The sequence below is a fragment of the Aeromonas australiensis genome (assembly GCF_000819725.1).
GTDB lineage: Bacteria > Pseudomonadota > Gammaproteobacteria > Enterobacterales > Aeromonadaceae > Aeromonas > Aeromonas australiensis.
Window position 1 is genome coordinate 1 of the sequence record NZ_CDDH01000042.1, and the last position, 17,908, is coordinate 17,908.

Consider the following 17,908-nt stretch of genomic DNA (forward strand, 5'->3'; position numbering starts at 1 on the left):
TTGGCGCAGGCAAACCAGCGTCCTAATGGCGCGCTCTCGCTGCTGCGTTAATACTGACTATGGGTATTAGGAGGCTATTATGTCGACCGATTTAAATGTAGGCGTTAGCTCCTCTCCTGTTTTAGGGCGTAGTGATAACGGCAGCCGGGAGGCTGCTGTTTTTGCATCGACCAATCCGAAACCGGAGGGCAACGTGACAACACGACCCATAGGTGGGGCAGGAACAAATGAGGCGGATTCAAAAGAGGCATCTCTGCGTGCTCTAAGTTCCTCGGTGAACGATTTAAGGCAGCAGAAGGCTGATTTGGAAAAACAGGTACAAGAATTGCAGGAGGTTGTTGCAACAAAGGGCTGGTACTTGAACATTAGTCAGGATAAAACAGCCGGTAAAACAGTGATTAAGTTGCATGACAAGGAAACTGGGGATCTGATCAGGCAAATACCAAGTGAGGAAATGTTAAGCATATCTCGGCGGTTCAAAGAGCTTGAGTTGTCCAAGAGAATTGATGGTGCTCAGCAAATAGGCCTCTTGTTTGATCAGTCAATCTGAACAGGTGGTAGCCTGATCTCATATGGGGAGATATTGAAATGGCGGGTATAAGCTCAGCAGGTGTAGGGTCCGGTTTGCCACTTAATGATTTGATCCAGGCAGAGTTAAGTGCCAAAAAAACACAATTTGAAAGGCGTATTGTGGGCCGTGAAACTCGCCTGAATAGCAACCTTTCTGGTATAGGTCAACTCAAGTCGGCTATCAGCACATTTAATGCTGCATTACAAAAACTGGCTAAACCAGCAGATTTTTCTGGTAACAAGGTGACGATTGGCCAGTCTGCAGATAATCAGCTACTGGCATTTACGGCAACCAACAAAGCTAATACTGGAAATTACAATATTGCAGTTAAGCAGCTTGCCACTGGCAGTTCTTTTATTTCGGCAGATAACGCATTCACATCTTCTTCCGATATTGCAACGTCGTCTGCTGGTACATTGACATTTAGCGCAGGGGGTAAAACCCTTAATGTTGATTTGGCAGCTAATGACACCTTACTCGACATGCGTAATAAAATTAATAGTGCATCTAATAATTTTGGTGTCTCTGCGAATATTATAAATGTCGATGGTAAGTCACGACTTGTTATTGAGTCATCCGTGAGTGGTCAAGGTAATGACTTACAGGTGACGGCCAGTAATGCTGACTTACAGCGTTTTTCAACCAGTGATCCTGCATCTGTGATGGGAAGCCAAAAAAATGCAAAAGATGCAATAGTTGAAATCGACGGCCTGGAAGTTAATAGTGCTACGAATAAATTCGATAATGTGATCCAAGATACATCGTTTACCGTGTTGCAATTGAGTGAAAAAGATGCGGCGAATAACTATAAAACAACCAAGGTAACCGTAGAACAGGATAAAGGAAAAACCAAGGAAAATATTGAGGCGTTTGTTAAATCATATAACGCTTTGATGGATACCATGGATACACTGGGTAAGCGACCAACGATAGTGGGTGGCGAGCGAGTGGGGGATTCAGGTCCTCTAGCTGGCGATCAAACTCTGAGTGGTGTTAAGAGCCTTTTATTCAAAGAGCTCTCATTATCTACCGCAGACAACGACTCACTTTTTAATGTAGGTATTAACATTGATAAAAAAGGACGTTTGTCTATTGATAATGCAAAATTGACAAAAGTGATGGATGAGAATTTTGGTAAGCTGGAAAGTGTCTTTTCTGGTGAAACCGGGTTGGCGAAAAGACTTGATTCACAATTGAACGAATACACTAAATCTTCAGGCTCTCTTGATAAAAGACGTGATAGCCTTCAACGGGATGTCAGGTCAATTAAACAGGAACGTGTAGATTTTGATGCTTATCTTGCGAAGTACGAAGAGGGGTTGCGCCAGAAGTATGCCCGCTTGGATGTATTGGTCGCCAGGATGAATTCATCTATGGGTAGCTTGACCACCTTGGTTAATATGAACAAGAAGTCCTGAACGGATAGTTTTTGAGAGGTTATCATGTACAACAAATCACTTGGCGTGTATAAGAAAAATTCACTTGAAGCTGAGCTGTCTGTTGCAGACCCACATAAGGTTATTCAGTTGTTAATGCAAGGTTTTTTGGAAAGAGTCGCTCAGGCAAAAGGTGCAATTGAGCGCAGTGATTATCAGTTAAAAAGCGATCGTATTTCATCGGCAAATGCAATTTTAAATGGATTGAAAGATAGCCTTGATATGTCTCAAGGTGAAATATCAGAAAGATTATTCTCTCTTTATGAATATATGGGTGAGCGTTTGCTGGATGCTAGCGTAAAAATGGAGGTGTCACCTCTGGATGAGTCTATGAAACTTATGTTAATGATCAAAGAGTCTTGGGATAAGATACCAGATCAGGAAAAGCAAAAAGCGTATACTATGCGGCAATCACTTGGGGATTTATAGGTTCTATTGTGGCATATAAACAGTTGCTTGATGCGTTACAGCGTAATACAGCGCACATATTAACATATGTGGAAACGGAACGTTTTGACACCCTCGATGAACTATTTGATGAGAGAGAGGCAATCATCTCTTCTCTCTATTCTTCCGGTGGCTGGGAGGAACGTCATTTAGAACAACTTGATAGCATATTAAATACAAGTGTTATAGTACAAAATAAACTGGAAATGGCAAAGCAACTAGTACAAAAAGAAGCCTTTTCTATCAGTAAAAAAAACAAAGCAATTAATCACTATAAAGCAAACAAAATTTAATTATAATCGCGTGGTGACAGGAGAGGATATGATTAAGCCTGAAGAGATACTAGCAAAAATAACACAGGATGCTGAGCGAATCATGCTTCAGGCTGAGCAAGAGAAAGCAATGGCTGAAGTTTTGCCTATTCGTTTCGAGCAAAATATGGTTGCATTCGCTAAATATATACCATCTATACACAAGGCTTTTTTAAATTATAAAGTACAAAGAGAATTTAGATTTTTCTGCACTGAAAATGGAATTCCTAATCTAGCGTGGATAGATGAAAACGTAGCTATTTATGGCGATGATCCATATTCTCAATGCCAGCAACAAATAAAGCATATGATGTCCTCTAGTGCTAGTGGTGGTATTCGTTTTGGAAAAGAGAAAAATTTTTTCAATCAAATTCACATTGATTATTTGAATCAACTTGCTGAACTTTTGGCAAAGAAAAGAAATGAATACAGTCCCCTTCAGCAAGTCCCTGAATCAATGCCATTCATGATGATGTTTGGTGTAGGTTTAGGATATCAGCTAGGTTATTTATATGAAACCTGCAAGGTTGCCAACTTGTTTGTTTTTGAACCTGATCTAGATCTGTTTTATGCTTCGCTTTATGCCTTTGATTGGGCATCTTTACTTGATTACATTATGGCGGAGAATCTCAGGATCCATATTTTTTTAGGGCAAGATCAAGATAACTTGATGAATGATGCACTACATGCTATTCACAAAGCAGGACCATTTATTGCTGCGGCCCCTGTCGGACTGGTGCACTACCCATCAGAAATTATTGAACATCTTGTTGCTAAAATGAAAAAAGAGTTCTTTCTTTTTACTATGGGCTGGGGATTTTTCGACGACAATATGTTAGCTCTTTCGCATAGCGTTGAAAATATTTCAAAAGGCATTCCATTTTTAGTTAAAGGTAAGAGTCTGCCTGATAAATATAACACTGTGCCAGTATTTATTATAGGTAATGGGCCATCGTTAGATGCCACCATCCCATATATTAAAGAAAATAAAAATAAAGCCATATTAATATCATGTGGTAGCAGTATTTCAGCGCTGCACAAAGAAGGGATTAAACCTGATATATATGTCACCATAGAAAGAACGAAAGCGGTACCAGATTTCATCGCATTGATTAATGATGAAGATTATCTTAAAGATATATTGTATATAAGTACTGATCTCACCCACCCTGATTGCCACCAGTTTTTTAGACGTAGCCTTTTAGCATTCAAGCCTAACGAGCCAATGCTATCTCTTGCTAGTATTAATTTCGAAGAGGTTCAAGGGTTTGATTACTTTAGTCATGTTAACCCTTTGGTTGGAAATACGGGGGTTTCAGTCGCGGCCCGCTTGGGATTCAAAGAAATATACCTTTTTGGCATCGATAATGGTCATTATGACAGTGAGCATCATCATTCCAGGTTAAGCTCTTATTATGATGATAATGGCGCCCCCATTGCGGCATTACAACGTCTTGCGACAGCAGGAGCTGATCAGGTCATTCCTGGCAATTTTGGTGGGGAAGTTATCTCTAGCAAAATGTTTGTCACTTCAATCAGAGTCATGGAGCGGCTTATAAGGGAATACTCTGGCACCAACTTTTTTAATACTTCCCATGGGGCAAAAATAGAAGGAGCCGAGGCTTTAGATATCAAAGAAAGTCAGTTTGGTGATCTCCCTGTTTCTTTTAATAAGATTGATATTATTGAGTTCATTGCGAATGAGGTCTTCAAGCCACTTAATATTGATCGATCCAGGGTGGCTTCGGCTCTTGATGTCGATTATTTCAACTTCTTTATCGACAAGGTCCTCTTGGAGTGGAAAGAGCCTTTGCTATCACGTGCTGACGTTGTCAATCGCATGATGAGACAATTTGAGTATTTATTGGTGATAGAGAACAGTAGACAATGTCATATCTCCAGAGTTCTAATCGGTACATTCAATTATTTATTTAGTTTCCTCATCACTTTTTGCCATGCTTTCGCGGATGAAGAGGAGACGCTGGAGGCAGTAAGTGATGCGCTTGAAATATTTAATGCTTATCTATTAAAAGCCAAAGAGTTATACCCTCAGGCGCTTGATAGTCCTGACAAAGTGGATTGTGAAATTATTAGTTTATATCGTAGTAATTGATTATAAGCCCAAGTGTTACTTGGGCTTTATATTATCATGTTTACGTGACTCAATCAGTTATCACAATGCTTTTCGTATTGTATTTTGGCATATCAGAATCAGGATTACCCATAGTTAGTAGTTGCCACAAAACCTGAGCAGCGACCAAACTTGGGGGATTGAGGTATGGATAAATAAAATAGATGTAGCCATGATGACCTACCTGAAATAGAATAATGGTTCAGAATGGCTGCTCATCGTCAAGCAAAAATACTAAATACAGCTGCGAAATGACGGTGGAGTGTGTCTTATTATAAAGAAAAACCGTCATCCACGACAATATTTTGTCCGGTCACATATCTGGATTGATCTGATAATAGAAACATAACGCTACCTACAACATCTGAAACATCAAGCATTCCCTTTCCACATGTCTGTTTTTTATAGGCTTGACAAAAAATTGCAGATTGATTATCAAGTAACCCCCCCGGACTGATCAAATTAATTCTGAAACGGCTGTCATTCACATATGTGACAACATATTTACTCAAGTGCTGTATTGCAGATTTTATTGCCGCATACTCCACAGGCATTGTCATTTTTGTATTGTTGTAAATGTCAAATTTAGGTGCAACAACACCATATATGGAGGACATATTGACTAATGAAAACGCAGTTTCATGTGTTTTGAAGTACGCGGCACATTGTTGAGTAAATAAAAAAGCACTACCCAGATGAAGAGATATATTTTCATTAAAACTAGAAAGTGATACATCAAAAAAATGTGCGCCATAGGTTTTATTTCTCGGGTAGGTGGCATTGACTGCACCATCAAGATGTTCTTGTCGTGCAAAAAATGTCTTGAGGCTTCCCTCGCAGGTTACATCCAGCGATATCAACGTCAGATTATCGTCTGCAATGTCTACACCCTGAGTGGCAAGACGCTGGGCCATGGCATCGACATTGATATCTGCTGCAATAACCTTGCCCCCTTGGGCAAGAATGGATGGAACCAAACGAGATCCTAACAAGCCACCTGCACCTGCGACCAAAAAACACTTATGTTTTAACAAACTGTTCATTATTTCCGCACTCCTATAATAGCCTCTGCCAGTTTAAAGTCGTAAATGTCGTCAATATCGACAGCGCGTTCTTTCGGCACTTCGATACTGGTGACTTTTCCCGAGAACAGCCCACAGTGTGCCAGCACAAAGGCTGGTGTCGTTGCATATACCACGGTTGTGATATCAAAAACCTGGGGCGCATCCTGGCGTCGAGCAACATTGCCCGCCGGTTTATTGACCAACTCGACCCGGCCATCCACCGTTTTCTTTACCATGTTGAAATAGGGACTGCGATTAGCTGGCGTGACGGAGATACAGATATCGGCATTTTGCTCACAACGTTTGGCAATGGCCGCTTCAACATCACTCACACTGCGCAGCGGGCTGGTTGCCGGCAAGCTGATGAAACCATCGAATGCTCCATAATGCGCGGTGGCCCATTCAATGGCATGTTGCCAGGAAAGCCACTCCGGACTGCTATCTGTCGCCAATTCGGATGGGCGCTCGATAACCACCGCACCGGATGAGATTGCAACGCTAGCAATGGCAGCATCATCCGTAGAAACAAACACCTGGCTAATCGAAGGTGATGCCAGAGCCGTATCTATGGAATATTGCAACAAGGGTTTTCCCGCTAATGGGCGAATGTTTTTACCTGGCAACCCTTTTGAACCACCACGAGCGAAAATAAACGCGAAATTTTTCATCTGATTCAAGTTCCGGTTACCTGTTATCGATAATGAGAGTACGCTTTGACTTCTTCAATCAGTGTAACCGTTTGTGTAGCCTCCTCAATTGAGGCACCATTATTCTTTTTCCCCTGAATAAGATTGACAAAGTCGGAAATCATAGCGAGATACATCTGGTTTTTATCCCAAGCGGGATCACAGTAGATGATCTCAATACCGTTGGCCGAGTTCAATGTGACTGAGTTGTGAATCAGGTCCCACTCCAACGTACCTTCACTGCCAATCACTCGGCATTTGCGATGCGCTTTTCGTTGGAGAAAATCCAGATGAACCGTGGCAATGACGCCCGTTGTGTCGCCAAGTATGATATCGGCCATGTCCTCAACCGACAGGCCAAGCTCTTCGGAAGAAGACAAATTTGCGTATTTGACTTGAAGCGGTCCAAGCAGCCACTGGATATAATCAAATTCATGGCTGAGCTCCAGTAACACCCCGCCACCCAATTCTGCTCGTGCGGAGACACTGTGGCGATAATCTATGTTGGGGCGCCAGTCCGGCAAATATTGCCCGGTTTCAACCTGGACATGGTAGCAGCGGCCCACTTTCTGCTCAGTCAACAGATCTTTCATGAGCATGGCCGACGGTAAATAACGCAGGCAATATCCGACAGCCACCCGAGTATTGTGCTCTTGGCTGGCAGCCTGAATGGCCTCACAATCGGCAAGCGATGCCGCCAGGGGTTTTTCAATCAGAACGGGAATGCCCGCTTTTATCAGAGGGATTGCATGAACTGCATGCAATGTCGCAGGGGATGCGATGATCGCGAGTTCGATCCGATGCTGAATCAGCTCCTCTACCGAAGAAACAAACACATCGCAATCACTGACCTCACTTGCGGCCACCTGACCACTGGCTGACATTGCATAGATGGAAGCAAAAGGATAGAGATACTTAAGATTATGTCTATGGCGAATAGATATATTACCCAGGCCAATCACAGCGATACGTTCCATTATGAGCGGAATCCTAGTGTAGAAATATCTGACTGGGCCCTGTTAAAATCCTCCATTCGTCCAATATCTAACCAATATTCATGAAGGGGGAACATTGATATACGTTTTTTTTCTTGCATATGTTTCTCAAGAAGGGTCGGCATATCAATACGTTCTCCTTTGATCACTGACTGCGCTATATATGAATTAACAACATAGATACCTGCATTAACAAAAAAATGATGTACGGGTTTTTCAACCATGCTGGTAATGTTATTTCCTTCTCCCGTTATCACGCCATAAGGAATTTGATAATTATACTCACGAACACACATTGTGGCATCTGAACCATTCTGAGTATGAAAATCTAGCAAACTGTTGAAGTCCACAGTTGTTAACACATCCCCATTCATCATGATCAGTGGTAGCGGAGGCAGATTGGCAGGCAATAAACCTAATGCGCCCCCTGTTCCAAGTGGATGTTGTTCATGAATATATTTAATATTTGCACCCCAAGCAGAACCATCACCAAAATAATCAGTGATAAGTTCAGGCATGTAATGAGTAGAAATATAGATGTTTTTGAACCCCGCTTTGATAAATTGATTAAGCAGGGTCTCTAAAATCGGTTTATCACCAACTTTTAGCATAGGCTTCGGGCAGGTATCTGTAAGTGGCTTAAGTCGAGTCCCAAACCCGCCAGCCATGATCAAAACAGGATTATCATATGTTGGTTGACTGGTTGCTTTTTCCCACGTTTCAAGTCCGATCAACTTGCCAGCGTCATCAACTACAGGCAGGGAAAGAATGCTGTGCTCACGCATAGTCTCCAGCAGCTGCGCACGGGTCAGTTTGGCCGAGACTGTGATGGGGGTGGAGTTCATCACCGCCGTGACGCTTTGCGTCAGGGAGACATTGTTCAGGATGGCGCGGCGAACATCGCCATCTGTCACGACACCCAGCAAGTGCCGTAAGTCATCCACCACCAGACAAACCCGCAGCGCTTCTGCATTGATGACTGCCAAGGCATCACGCACCGAATGTTCAGGTGACAGCACTACTTTTTCCCAATTTTTGCTCATCCTATCCATCCTTTACTGCTTGATAGACACCACGCTGCCCCGGGCAACGTATGCAATCTGCTTTTCTCCGAGAGGGCGCGTCAGTGTAGCGCCAGCCCCGATCACGGCATCAGAGCCAATTGATATGCCCTGGATCACGACAGCTCCCGTACCGATATGGACTCTCTCACCCGTCACCACACCGCCGGATAACACCGCACCTGGTGCGACGTGGTTGTCATCACCCAGATGGCAGTCGTGATCCACAATGGCACCGCTATTGATGATGCTGTTGGCACCTATCCTGGCTCCGGCCTGAATGATGGCTCCCGCCATGACCTGGACCCCCTCTTCCAGCACGGCGTAATCAGAGACCATGGCCTTAGTGCTGACGACGCTTGCAAAGCGGTAACCAAGAGCGCGATAACGGGCAAACAACTCTGCCCGCAACGGGTTGCCCGGCAGGGAGCCGATACCATTGACTAGCTCCACCTCATCCGGGAGATGGGTCAGTATCTCCTCATCATGCCAGAGGGGAATACCTGCCAGCGCGGCACGCGGTGCATCAGCTGTGGGGGCAACCAGCGCGAGGGGAACCACTCCCTGGCTGCGCAGCATGTCGACCAGCACCGAGGCATGTCCGCCTGCCCCGAGGACGATGACCGGTTTATTCACGGATAAGTTCACCTGACTGATAAGCCTGCGTCGCAGGTTGTCCCAGAAGTTGCCAGTAGGCATAGGGGCTCATGCCGTCACCCGGACGCTTGATGGCAAGGTTGTCGGCACAGAGGATGGCGCCCTCCTCAATGTCGCAGGCAGCCACCAGGCTCTTGCGAGCGATCTCCTTGTTCTTGATCTCGCTCGGGCGAGGCCCTTTGATGCCGTCTCCCAGTGCCAGCTCCACATCGCGGATCCCTTTCACCATGGCGGCCAGTTCATCGGGTTCAAGAGAAGCCTTGTGATCAGGCCCTTCCATGTTGCGATCCAGCGTGAAGTGCTTCTCGATGAGGCAGGCTCCACGGGCGACCGCCGCCACCGGGATGGTGATGCCCTGGCTGTGATCCGAATAACCGACCGGCAACCGGAAGGCGTGCGACAGGGTATCCATGGCTTTGAGGTTGATATCCACCATGGGCGCCGGATACTCGGTCGTGCAATGCAGCAGGGTCACCTTGTTGGCAAGAGCGGCCTGACCCGCCTCGCTGGCATAGGCAGCCATGAAGGCGGCCTCACCGGGCTGCGCATCCTGCGGCGCGGTCAATCCGAAGGCTATCACCCCCAGGGCCGCCTCCACTTCTGCCAACGTGGCCATACCGGTCGAGACGATCAACTCGCAACCGGTGCGAGCATGGGCCAGTACGAAAGGCGCATTGGTCAGTTCCCCGGACGGGATCTTGAGGGTCTGCAACTTTAACCGGTTCACCAGAAAGTCCAGGCTCTCGGTATCGAAGGCGGTAGACAGAAACGCGATACCGAGAGACTCGCAATGGGCGATCAGACGAAGATGGGCATCGAACGAAAGCTCAAGGCGGGAGAGCATGGCAAGCTGGCTCTCTTCCTTGCCGGTGTTAGCGGTTTGATAAGCTGCCTGCTTGGCCTGGCGGGTCACCAGATTGACCGCCTTGAAGGTCTGAAACTTGACGGCATCGACGCCTGCCCGGTGGGCTGCATCGATCAGTGCCACGGCGAGTGCTTCGTCGCCATTATGGTTGACGCCGGCTTCGGCGATGATGCGGATCATGGCGACGGACTCCTGTCGAGATCATGGAACTGTTTGAGGGGGGGGGGGGCAAAATGCTTCAGGCGTGCCACGATTTGGCCGCTGGCGTCCCCTGCACCATAAGGATTGACATAAGCATCCGGGCCCATAGGCTGCAAGGCCTTGGCAATGCATTGCGTAATGGCCTCAACCTTCGCATCGCAATGAAGCACACTCTTCGCGGCCAGGCGCCCTTGTTGGCGTTGGCCGATATTGATGGTCGGGACCCCCAGCGAAGGCACTTCGATAATGCCGCTCGACGAGTTGCCGATCACGGCGGCACTGTGTTTCACCGCGCTCAGGTAACGTCTGTAACCCAAAGACGGGATGGCCAGCACGCGTGCAGGATTGGCTGCCGCATACTGATCAAGCTGTGGAATGATGGCTCGACCACCGTCATCTGCATTCGGGTACGTCAGGATGACCTGATGGTCGGGATAGTTATCCAACGCCGCCAGCAAGGCACAGAAACTCTCCCTGGCCGGTTCATCGGCTAGAGTCACGGGGTGATAGGTCACCACGAAGAACGGTGCGTCCAACGTAAAGCCAAGAGAGGATTGCAGCTCGTCCATGGACAGCAGTGGTGTCTTGACGATGTGGTCCAGACCGACGGCACCTACGTTGAACACCCGCTCAGGTGCTTCACCCAGCTGGATGACACGCTGTCGATAGGGCTCGGCAGCCGTGAAATGCAGGTAGCTCAACTTGGTAATGGCATGGCGGATGGCGTCATCATAGGCTCCTTCGGTTATCTCACCACCATGAAGGTGAGCAACAGGTATGCGTTGCAACATGGCCGCCTGGGCGGCCGCCAGCGCTTCAAAGCGATCCCCCAGGATCACCAGCACATCCGGCTGCTGACGCGCAAGCGCATCTGCCAGCCCGAGCAAGGCCACGCCCATGCTTTTGACCACACCCACAGAGGTATCGGAGGAGAGCAGCATCTCGATGCGCTCATCGATCTTGAAGCCATCCTGCTCTATCTGCTGATAGGTCAGGCCGAACTCGGGGGACAAGTGCGTACCCGAGACGATCAGCTTTAGCTCGAGGTCGGGATCCGCGGCAATGTCTTTCATCAACCAATAGAGCAGCCCGTATTCGGCGCGGGTACCGGTAAAGACGGCAATGGTGTTGGCCATGTTCAGACCTCGACAGGCGAGCTGGGCAGGTTAATAAGATGGGCTTCCAGCCACTCGGCATTGCTCAATTCTCCACGCAAGGCATGAGAGAACATGGGCAGGCGATGCATCAGTTTCCATACAGGCCGGGTCATGACATCAGCCTTGTTCAGCTCGGTCAGCAACGTATCCCGCTGGGTTTGATCTTCACAGACAATCGCATTGAGCCAGTAGTTGGAGCGTCCATAAGAAGGCTCGGTCACAAACTGGCATGCCTGTCCCTTGAAGAACTCCGCATAGTGCATGGCAAGCACCCGCTTTTGCGCCAGGAATTGCGGCAGGGCTTCCATCTGGGCACATCCGAGGGCCGCATTCAGATTGGGCATCCGGTAGTTAAAACCGGGTTCATCATGATAGAACTCGAACGGATGGGGCACCTTGGCGGTGGTGGTAATGTGCTTGGTGCGCGCCCCCTGTTCGGCATTCTGGCAGAGCACCATGCCACCACCCCCCGTGGTGATGATCTTGTTGCCATTGAAGCTCAGGGCGGAAAACGCACTCAGCGTCCCCGTGTGTTGGCCTTTGTAGTAGGAACCCAGGCTCTCGGCAGCATCTTCCACCAGGGCGATGCCCCAGGCCTCGCACACGGCCTGCAACTCGTCTAGTTCGACCGGATGACCAAAGGTGTGCATGGGCACGACGGCTTTGAGGCGGCGTCCACTTGCCTTGTGGATGGCACCTGTCTCGGTGCGAGACGCATGCTCTTCCAGCCAGTTGGCCAGGGCAACGGGGCAGAGCCCCAGACTCTGGCGTGATACATCGACGAACACGGGTTCTGCGCCCATGTGATAGACGGCATTGCAGGTTGCCACAAAGGTCAGGGGCTGGGTGATCACCAGATCGCCGCTCTGCACACCTGCCATGTAGAGCGCGATATGTAGCGCCGCCGTGCCATTCATGGTGGCAACGGCACGGGCTGAACCGGTAAAGGTGGCTATTTGTTGCTCGAACTGCTCAACATAGGCACCGACACTGGAAACGAAGGTGCTTTCAAGGGTATCGAGCACATATTGACGCTCATTGCCGGCGAAGGTCGGGGCGTGAAGAGGGATGAAGTCATCGGTTTTATAGGTATCACGAATAAAACGTATCAATTGAGTATGCATACCGACTCCTTACATCTTGCCGTCGAGATACTTGCCCGTTTCTTTGTGAGCAAAATCCGGGATCATGGCGAAGAACAACTCGACGATCTCTTTCTTGTCCCAGGCGCGTTTTGTTTTCATGGCTGCAATGGTCTGCTCGAAATGGTTGAGCAGATCATTCTGATATGAGGGGTCATTCTTGATGATGCCCAGGTTCTCGAACCGGGTCATATCCAGCACTTCCTTGTCGGTGAAGAACTCTTCGAAGTCTTTTTCACCCGTGGTGTCACTCTCGGTAAAGAGGCAGGGCCACATCCCCTGCTCAGGCAGGCTCGCCATCAAGGCCCTAGCTTCATCCTCGTCCTTGCACAGATACGGCTTGTAACCATGCTGCTCCAGATACTTCACGGCAATTTCGGCGAAGGTAATCAGGTGGAGGGATTCGCTGAGCTTGGGGAAAAAGATATCCCTGTTCTCACCAAAGATGCAGGACATCAGGCACAGCTCACCGGACTCCTGGGGGGTCACGAAGTAGCGTTTGATGTCGCTGGGGGCGACGATGGGCTGACGCTTTTGCAAACGCTGGTTGAAGCCATGCAGCAAGGAACCATCGGAGAAGGCCACGTTGGCAAAGCGCGCGGTTGAAATGGCAATCTGTTCGCTGCGGCGCATCAGGAACATCTCCATGATGCGCTTGGACGCCCCCATCATGTTAACTGGATTGGCTGCTTTGTCAGTCGAGACACAGAAGTATTTTTTGACACCAGCAGAGATAGCTTGAACAATTGTTTTGTCGGTATTAAAAACGTTCACATCAATCATCCGCATTAATGTGAACGGGTCTTTTTCACTACGCACGTGCTTTAAAGCAGAAAGATTTAGAACATAATCATAAGCACCATCAGATTCAATGAATGCATCATATTCAATAGAACCAATATCTAGTGCGAATGTTTTAAAGTCACCATTAATATAGCCATAGCTGCTTCTAATATCTCGCACTAGTTCTACTAAATTATTTTCACTGATATCGACAACATGCAACGCTACCGGATTTCTTTTAAAAATTTCTTTGGTAACTGCTTGGCCAATCGAACCCGCACCACCAAGCACTAAGAATCGTGACTTGGCAACAACATCATTTAACGTATGCTGACATTCAGCAACATCTTGCTCAAAAAGTGATGCTGAGCGACCTAGTAGTGCCAGAGAAGATATCATTTGATCTCCCGAATCAAATAGTTAATTTTGTCTATCGTTATCTGCGCTAGCATCATTTTGCTCTTTACGGTTCGCCATCATTGAAGGGGGCGTCGTATTAAGCAATGCATAAAGAGATACATCGTTATTGCTGCCATACTGATTCAGACCTATAGCCATAGCTTTTTCAAATTCTTTGTTATGCATTCTGACGCAGTGATAACTATAAAATAAATTTGTGACATCCTGTACTGTAAGAGGGCCTGACATGGCTATCAAACAGAGATAACTACGCAGCAGGAAATAATCTGCAATCATCAATTGATAACACTGTTGGGGAGTAAGATCAGGATCAAGTGGAAAGTTATGATGGTAGACATAGTAAACCAGATAATTTTGCATTATATGTGGATGAGCGTTCAAAAAAGGCTCAACTTCTTTATGCCAAACATCATGTATTTTCGCGAGATGGGTGATGTCACCATCATCAGAAAATAATTCCTTTATTTTATGCAAGCAGTAATTTATGACTACTCTACCTCGGCGACCTTTTTTCTGGTTGCTCAGTAATTGTAACTGTGTGAGGTGATGTAAGGCCCACCATTGTAGTTTATCTAAGTAAGGAATTTGCAAGAAGGCATTGTGCAATTCACCACTGTCTATCAAATTCCCAATTTGTGCTAGAAATTGCTGATTGGGCAGGCTATCTTCGCTTCGATGTAACATTAAACCAATGATCCACAATTTCTCTTCAATACTTATTCCTTGTGTCAAAAGAATATCGATTGAAAAAAGATGGTAGTTTTCTACTTGCTCAGATATCAATTGTGTCTTGTAGAATCCCTTGAATGGTTGAACCTCCATGGCCATGGCATCAGGATTGAGTAACACTTGACGGCACACCTCGGGACAGGAGAGTGTCAGGCTCAATTTCAGATTGTCGCCAAAGCGGGTTTCAACCCGTGGATAGCTACGACAGGTATTGCTTAACGCATCGACTCCTGCTTCCTTATGAATTTGGCACCAGCCATCAGATAGAAACGGGCAATATCCTTCCTCATTTAAGATAATTTGCCCCCAGTTATGATCATCTTTCTTCACTTTCTGAATATGCTTCATCGTTTCTGTACGAAGCCATAAGTCTGGATGACTTGAATAGGTGCGATAGGTTTTTTTATCAATACTTATGTTCCACCCTCTGCAACAAGTGTCTTCACACTTATCGCCAATACACTGGAAATTTTTGAAAAAAACCGGAACAAACTGATGAGCAGGGGGCGATTTGGTCATTTTATAAGTCCATTTTTGAGCTAAGGTTACACGCTGTAACCTAGCAAGTTTAGTACCATAATGAATCCAGAGCCTGTTTTTCCTGTGGTTGTTCCTGCGAAACAGTGGTGGCTGATGTTGCGTCAGTAATGGATCATACGACACATCGACTCTACACCGTTCAAGGTTCTGGAGGTAAACCGGTGCAGCTCATCCGAGTTGATCACATCGAGTCGCTGATGCTGCACCGCGTCCAGATTGGGCCACTTTTGCCAATGACGCAGGGCGTCAGGATCTTGACTCCCTGCCAGGATCAGCGATGGGTTGGCTCTGATCACCTGTTCCATGTCTACTTGAGGGTAGGGGCTCTTGGCATTCGCCATGACGTTGATCCCGCCGCAAAGTTCGATGGCCTGAGCAGGCCAGGCATTGCCACTGACGCTGGTGAGCGGTGGGTACCAGAGCTGATAGAACACCTTGACGCCGGTTGGCTGGCCATAACGCCGCTGCAGTCCATGTAGACGCGCCAGATAGCGATCGGCGGCTTCGTTGGCACTCTTCTCCACCCCCAGCAATTTGCCCAGCGCTCGCATTTCCATGGCCAGCGAGGCAAAGTCGGTGGGCTCAGAGTAGAAAACCGGGATACCCAGCTGCTCCAGTGGGGCCAGCATCCGTGATTGAGCCGAGCGCCAGCCCAGGATCAGGTCCGGTTTTTGTGCCAGCAGCGCTTCGACATTGATGCTGCGATAATTGGCCACCTTGGGCTTGTTTTTCACTTCTGCGGGATAGTCGGAGGCATCATCAACGGCCACCAGCTTGTCACCGGCACCGATGTCATAAAGCAGCTCGGTAAGATGGGGAACCACGCTCACCACCCGGCTCGGGGTCGCCGCCAGCAGGGCACCGGGCAACCAGGCAAGCAGTACGCAAGGCAGCCAGAGTGGCAATCGCAACCATCTAGCCATGAACTAACCTCGCCACAGTGACAAGCAGCGCCAGCATCAACCAGCCCCAGCCGCACCCTTGCAGAATATTGAGCACCTTGCGCGGTGTCTCGCTATCTGGCTCAGCACCAGTGCCGATGACTGGCCAACGCTGGAGAACCCCCTGATAGTAGCGAGGACCACCAAGGCGGATCCGGCACTTGTCTACCAGCAGAGTGAGCAGCATCCCCATGGCGGGATAGGGCCAGAGTGCGCCACTTCGCAGCAGCTGTGCTGCCTGTTTGAGACGGCTTGCCAGCAGTGGCAGCCCCAGCAGCAAAATGACGGAGGCATTGAGCCCCTGATAGAGGGCGCTGGCGGCGCGACCAAAGTGATCGAAGGCGGGATCTTTGCGGCTCCAGCTTTGGTTCATCAACTGGATCAGCCGCCAGAGCAGGGCGCCCTGTACGCCAGCCAGAGCAAATCCCAGCAGCGGGCCAGCCCATTGGCCGACCAGACGCAGGGTGCAGCTCTCGGTCACCGCTTTGGCAATCCCCATAGCCGAGAGCTTACCGGTTTCACGCTTAAGCCAGGGTGTTGCCTGCAATCTCGCCAGCGGCAGGGTCTCCTGGGTGGCGAGCGAGCGGGTGGCATGGGCGAGTTCGCGCAGCGGGCGGGATTCGATCATCAACAGCAGAAACAGCAGGTCAAACAGCGGCTCGCTCAGTGCCAGATTGCGCAACGACCAGAGCCCGGCCGCGCAGGGTACCCAGACTACCAGCATTGCCAGCATACCCGCCTGCAACTGCTGGCGTGGCGTGCCATCGGCTCTGTGCACCTTGTGACCCAGTCGGGTCAGCAAGGACGTGACGGCCGAAAGACGCAGATGGGATGGCCACGGGATCACCGCCTCCAGCAGGGCAGCCCCCACCAGAATGGCCGCCGTCGTCGAGAGGAGGGCGTCGGCCATCAAATCAAGCGAGCCAGTTTCAATCACAGCTTGCCGAGCATCTTGATGATCACTTCGGCGGAGTGTTTGCCGGCCACTTCGATAAAGGCATCGAAGGATTCAACCTGTTCCTTGCCAGCGATATCGGACATGGCGCGCACCACCAGATAGGGCACTTTGAACATATGGCACACCTGACCGATGGCGGCACCTTCCATCTCGACCGCCAGCATCTGCGGGAAGTCGGCGCGAGCCTTGCCGATGGCATCCGGTTTACACATGAACTGATCGCCGGTACAGATAAGGCCGACCTTGGTCTGGTGCTTGCCCTGCTCGGCGATGCAATCCTGAGCGACTGCGATGAGCAGCTCGTCGCAGGGGAAGGCGGCGGGTTGCTGTGCCATCTGGCCCATCTCGTAACCAAAAGCGGTCACGTCCACATCGTGAAAACGCATCTCGCTGGCGATCACCACATCACCGATGTGCAGGTCCTGGGCAAAGCCGCCCGCAGAGCCGGTATTGATGACGCAATCAGGGGCAAACTTTTCCAGCAGCAGGCTGGTGGCCACGCTGGCGGCGACCTTACCGATACCGGAGCGGGTAAGGATCACCTCTTTGCCTGCCAGCATCCCTTGATAGAACTCACAGCCGCCCAGTTGCAGGGTGGTGGGGTTGCTCATCTGGCTGCGCAGCAGGGCAACTTCTTGCTCCATGGCGCCGATAATACCTACTTTCATTGCTGACCTCGTCTTGATAGCCGTGTGGCTGAATTTAAGTTGCTGTAGATCATAACAAAAGATGGCGTCGGCGCCGAGAGGCACAGTGACAGGAGAGATGAAACGCGGCGTTCTGCAAGGGGGTATTAGGGGCATTACCGGGGGG

General features: G+C 48.7%; 18 protein-coding genes. 5 read left to right on the forward strand and 13 right to left on the reverse strand.

Annotation, left to right across the window (positions count from 1 at the left end; translation table 11 throughout):
- The first annotated feature begins 79 nt into the window (after nucleotides 1–79).
- Genes BN1117_RS18930 through BN1117_RS05505 form a run of 5 tightly spaced genes read left to right on the forward strand, consistent with a single transcriptional unit; the run spans nucleotide 80 to nucleotide 4,878 of the window.
- Nucleotides 80–550, forward strand: coding sequence for a flagellar protein FlaG (locus BN1117_RS18930; protein WP_082032551.1), 471 nt, complete (start codon nucleotides 80–82; stop codon nucleotides 548–550).
- Between the two features lie 38 nt (nucleotides 551–588).
- Nucleotides 589–1,989: a flagellar filament capping protein FliD gene (gene fliD, locus BN1117_RS05495; protein WP_040095522.1), complete on the forward strand. Its 1,401-nt coding sequence runs from the start codon at nucleotides 589–591 to the stop codon at nucleotides 1,987–1,989.
- A 24-nt stretch (nucleotides 1,990–2,013) separates the two neighbouring features.
- Complete coding sequence (gene fliS / locus BN1117_RS05500) at nucleotides 2,014–2,436, forward strand: flagellar export chaperone FliS (protein ID WP_040095523.1); 423 nt, start codon at nucleotides 2,014–2,016, stop codon at nucleotides 2,434–2,436.
- Nucleotides 2,437–2,444: 8 nt separating this feature from the next.
- Nucleotides 2,445–2,747: a flagellar protein FliT gene (fliT, locus tag BN1117_RS18935; RefSeq protein WP_082032552.1), complete on the forward strand. Its 303-nt coding sequence runs from the start codon at nucleotides 2,445–2,447 to the stop codon at nucleotides 2,745–2,747.
- Nucleotides 2,748–2,775: 28 nt separating this feature from the next.
- Nucleotides 2,776–4,878 carry a motility associated factor glycosyltransferase family protein gene (locus tag BN1117_RS05505; RefSeq protein ID WP_040095525.1) on the forward strand — a complete coding sequence of 701 codons (2,103 nt, stop codon included), beginning with the start codon at nucleotides 2,776–2,778 and terminating at the stop codon, nucleotides 4,876–4,878.
- Between the two features lie 290 nt (nucleotides 4,879–5,168).
- Here BN1117_RS05505 and BN1117_RS05510 read toward each other — a convergent pair whose 3' ends face one another.
- The 13 genes from BN1117_RS05510 to mtnN form a co-directional block, all read right to left on the reverse strand.
- Nucleotides 5,169–5,939, reverse strand: a complete 771-nt coding sequence (locus tag BN1117_RS05510; protein WP_040095527.1) for an oxidoreductase — start codon at nucleotides 5,937–5,939, stop codon at nucleotides 5,169–5,171.
- Entirely contained in the window at nucleotides 5,939–6,628 is a 690-nt protein-coding gene (locus tag BN1117_RS05515) for an acylneuraminate cytidylyltransferase family protein (RefSeq protein ID WP_040095529.1), read from the reverse strand. The genes BN1117_RS05510 and BN1117_RS05515 overlap by 1 nt, the downstream gene beginning before the upstream one ends.
- A gap of 23 nt (nucleotides 6,629–6,651) precedes the next feature.
- Nucleotides 6,652–7,623 carry a Gfo/Idh/MocA family protein gene (locus BN1117_RS05520; protein ID WP_040095531.1) on the reverse strand — a complete coding sequence of 324 codons (972 nt, stop codon included), beginning with the start codon at nucleotides 7,621–7,623 and terminating at the stop codon, nucleotides 6,652–6,654.
- On the reverse strand, nucleotides 7,623–8,684 hold the full coding sequence (locus BN1117_RS05525; protein WP_040095532.1) for a nucleotidyltransferase family protein: 1,062 nt from the start codon (nucleotides 8,682–8,684) through the stop codon (nucleotides 7,623–7,625). Before BN1117_RS05525 ends, BN1117_RS05520 begins: the two co-directional genes overlap by 1 nt.
- Before the next feature lie 12 nt (nucleotides 8,685–8,696).
- Nucleotides 8,697–9,338, reverse strand: a complete 642-nt coding sequence (locus tag BN1117_RS05530; protein WP_040095534.1) for an acetyltransferase — start codon at nucleotides 9,336–9,338, stop codon at nucleotides 8,697–8,699.
- On the reverse strand, nucleotides 9,331–10,404 hold the full coding sequence (neuB, locus tag BN1117_RS05535; protein WP_040095536.1) for an N-acetylneuraminate synthase: 1,074 nt from the start codon (nucleotides 10,402–10,404) through the stop codon (nucleotides 9,331–9,333). The genes BN1117_RS05530 and neuB overlap by 8 nt, the downstream gene beginning before the upstream one ends.
- Nucleotides 10,401–11,561, reverse strand: coding sequence for a UDP-N-acetylglucosamine 2-epimerase (gene neuC / locus BN1117_RS05540; protein WP_040095537.1), 1,161 nt, complete (start codon nucleotides 11,559–11,561; stop codon nucleotides 10,401–10,403). Before neuC ends, neuB begins: the two co-directional genes overlap by 4 nt.
- 2 nt (nucleotides 11,562–11,563) lie before the next feature.
- Nucleotides 11,564–12,706, reverse strand: a complete 1,143-nt coding sequence (locus BN1117_RS05545; protein ID WP_040095539.1) for a LegC family aminotransferase — start codon at nucleotides 12,704–12,706, stop codon at nucleotides 11,564–11,566.
- A gap of 9 nt (nucleotides 12,707–12,715) precedes the next feature.
- Nucleotides 12,716–13,906, reverse strand: a complete 1,191-nt coding sequence (locus tag BN1117_RS05550) for a UDP-N-acetylglucosamine 4,6-dehydratase (RefSeq protein WP_040095541.1) — start codon at nucleotides 13,904–13,906, stop codon at nucleotides 12,716–12,718.
- 21 nt (nucleotides 13,907–13,927) lie between these two features.
- On the reverse strand, nucleotides 13,928–15,175 hold the full coding sequence (fliB, locus tag BN1117_RS05555; RefSeq protein WP_244463515.1) for a flagellin lysine-N-methylase: 1,248 nt from the start codon (nucleotides 15,173–15,175) through the stop codon (nucleotides 13,928–13,930).
- A gap of 122 nt (nucleotides 15,176–15,297) precedes the next feature.
- A complete protein-coding gene (locus tag BN1117_RS05560; RefSeq protein WP_040095543.1) occupies nucleotides 15,298–16,119 on the reverse strand; it encodes a cobalamin-binding protein in 822 nt (273 codons plus the stop codon).
- Complete coding sequence (locus BN1117_RS05565; protein WP_040095545.1) at nucleotides 16,112–17,074, reverse strand: cobalamin biosynthesis protein CobD/CbiB; 963 nt, start codon at nucleotides 17,072–17,074, stop codon at nucleotides 16,112–16,114. Before BN1117_RS05565 ends, BN1117_RS05560 begins: the two co-directional genes overlap by 8 nt.
- On the reverse strand, nucleotides 17,071–17,763 hold the full coding sequence (mtnN, locus tag BN1117_RS05570; RefSeq protein WP_040095547.1) for a 5'-methylthioadenosine/S-adenosylhomocysteine nucleosidase: 693 nt from the start codon (nucleotides 17,761–17,763) through the stop codon (nucleotides 17,071–17,073). The genes BN1117_RS05565 and mtnN overlap by 4 nt, the downstream gene beginning before the upstream one ends.
- Between the last annotated feature and the right edge of the window lie 145 nt (nucleotides 17,764–17,908).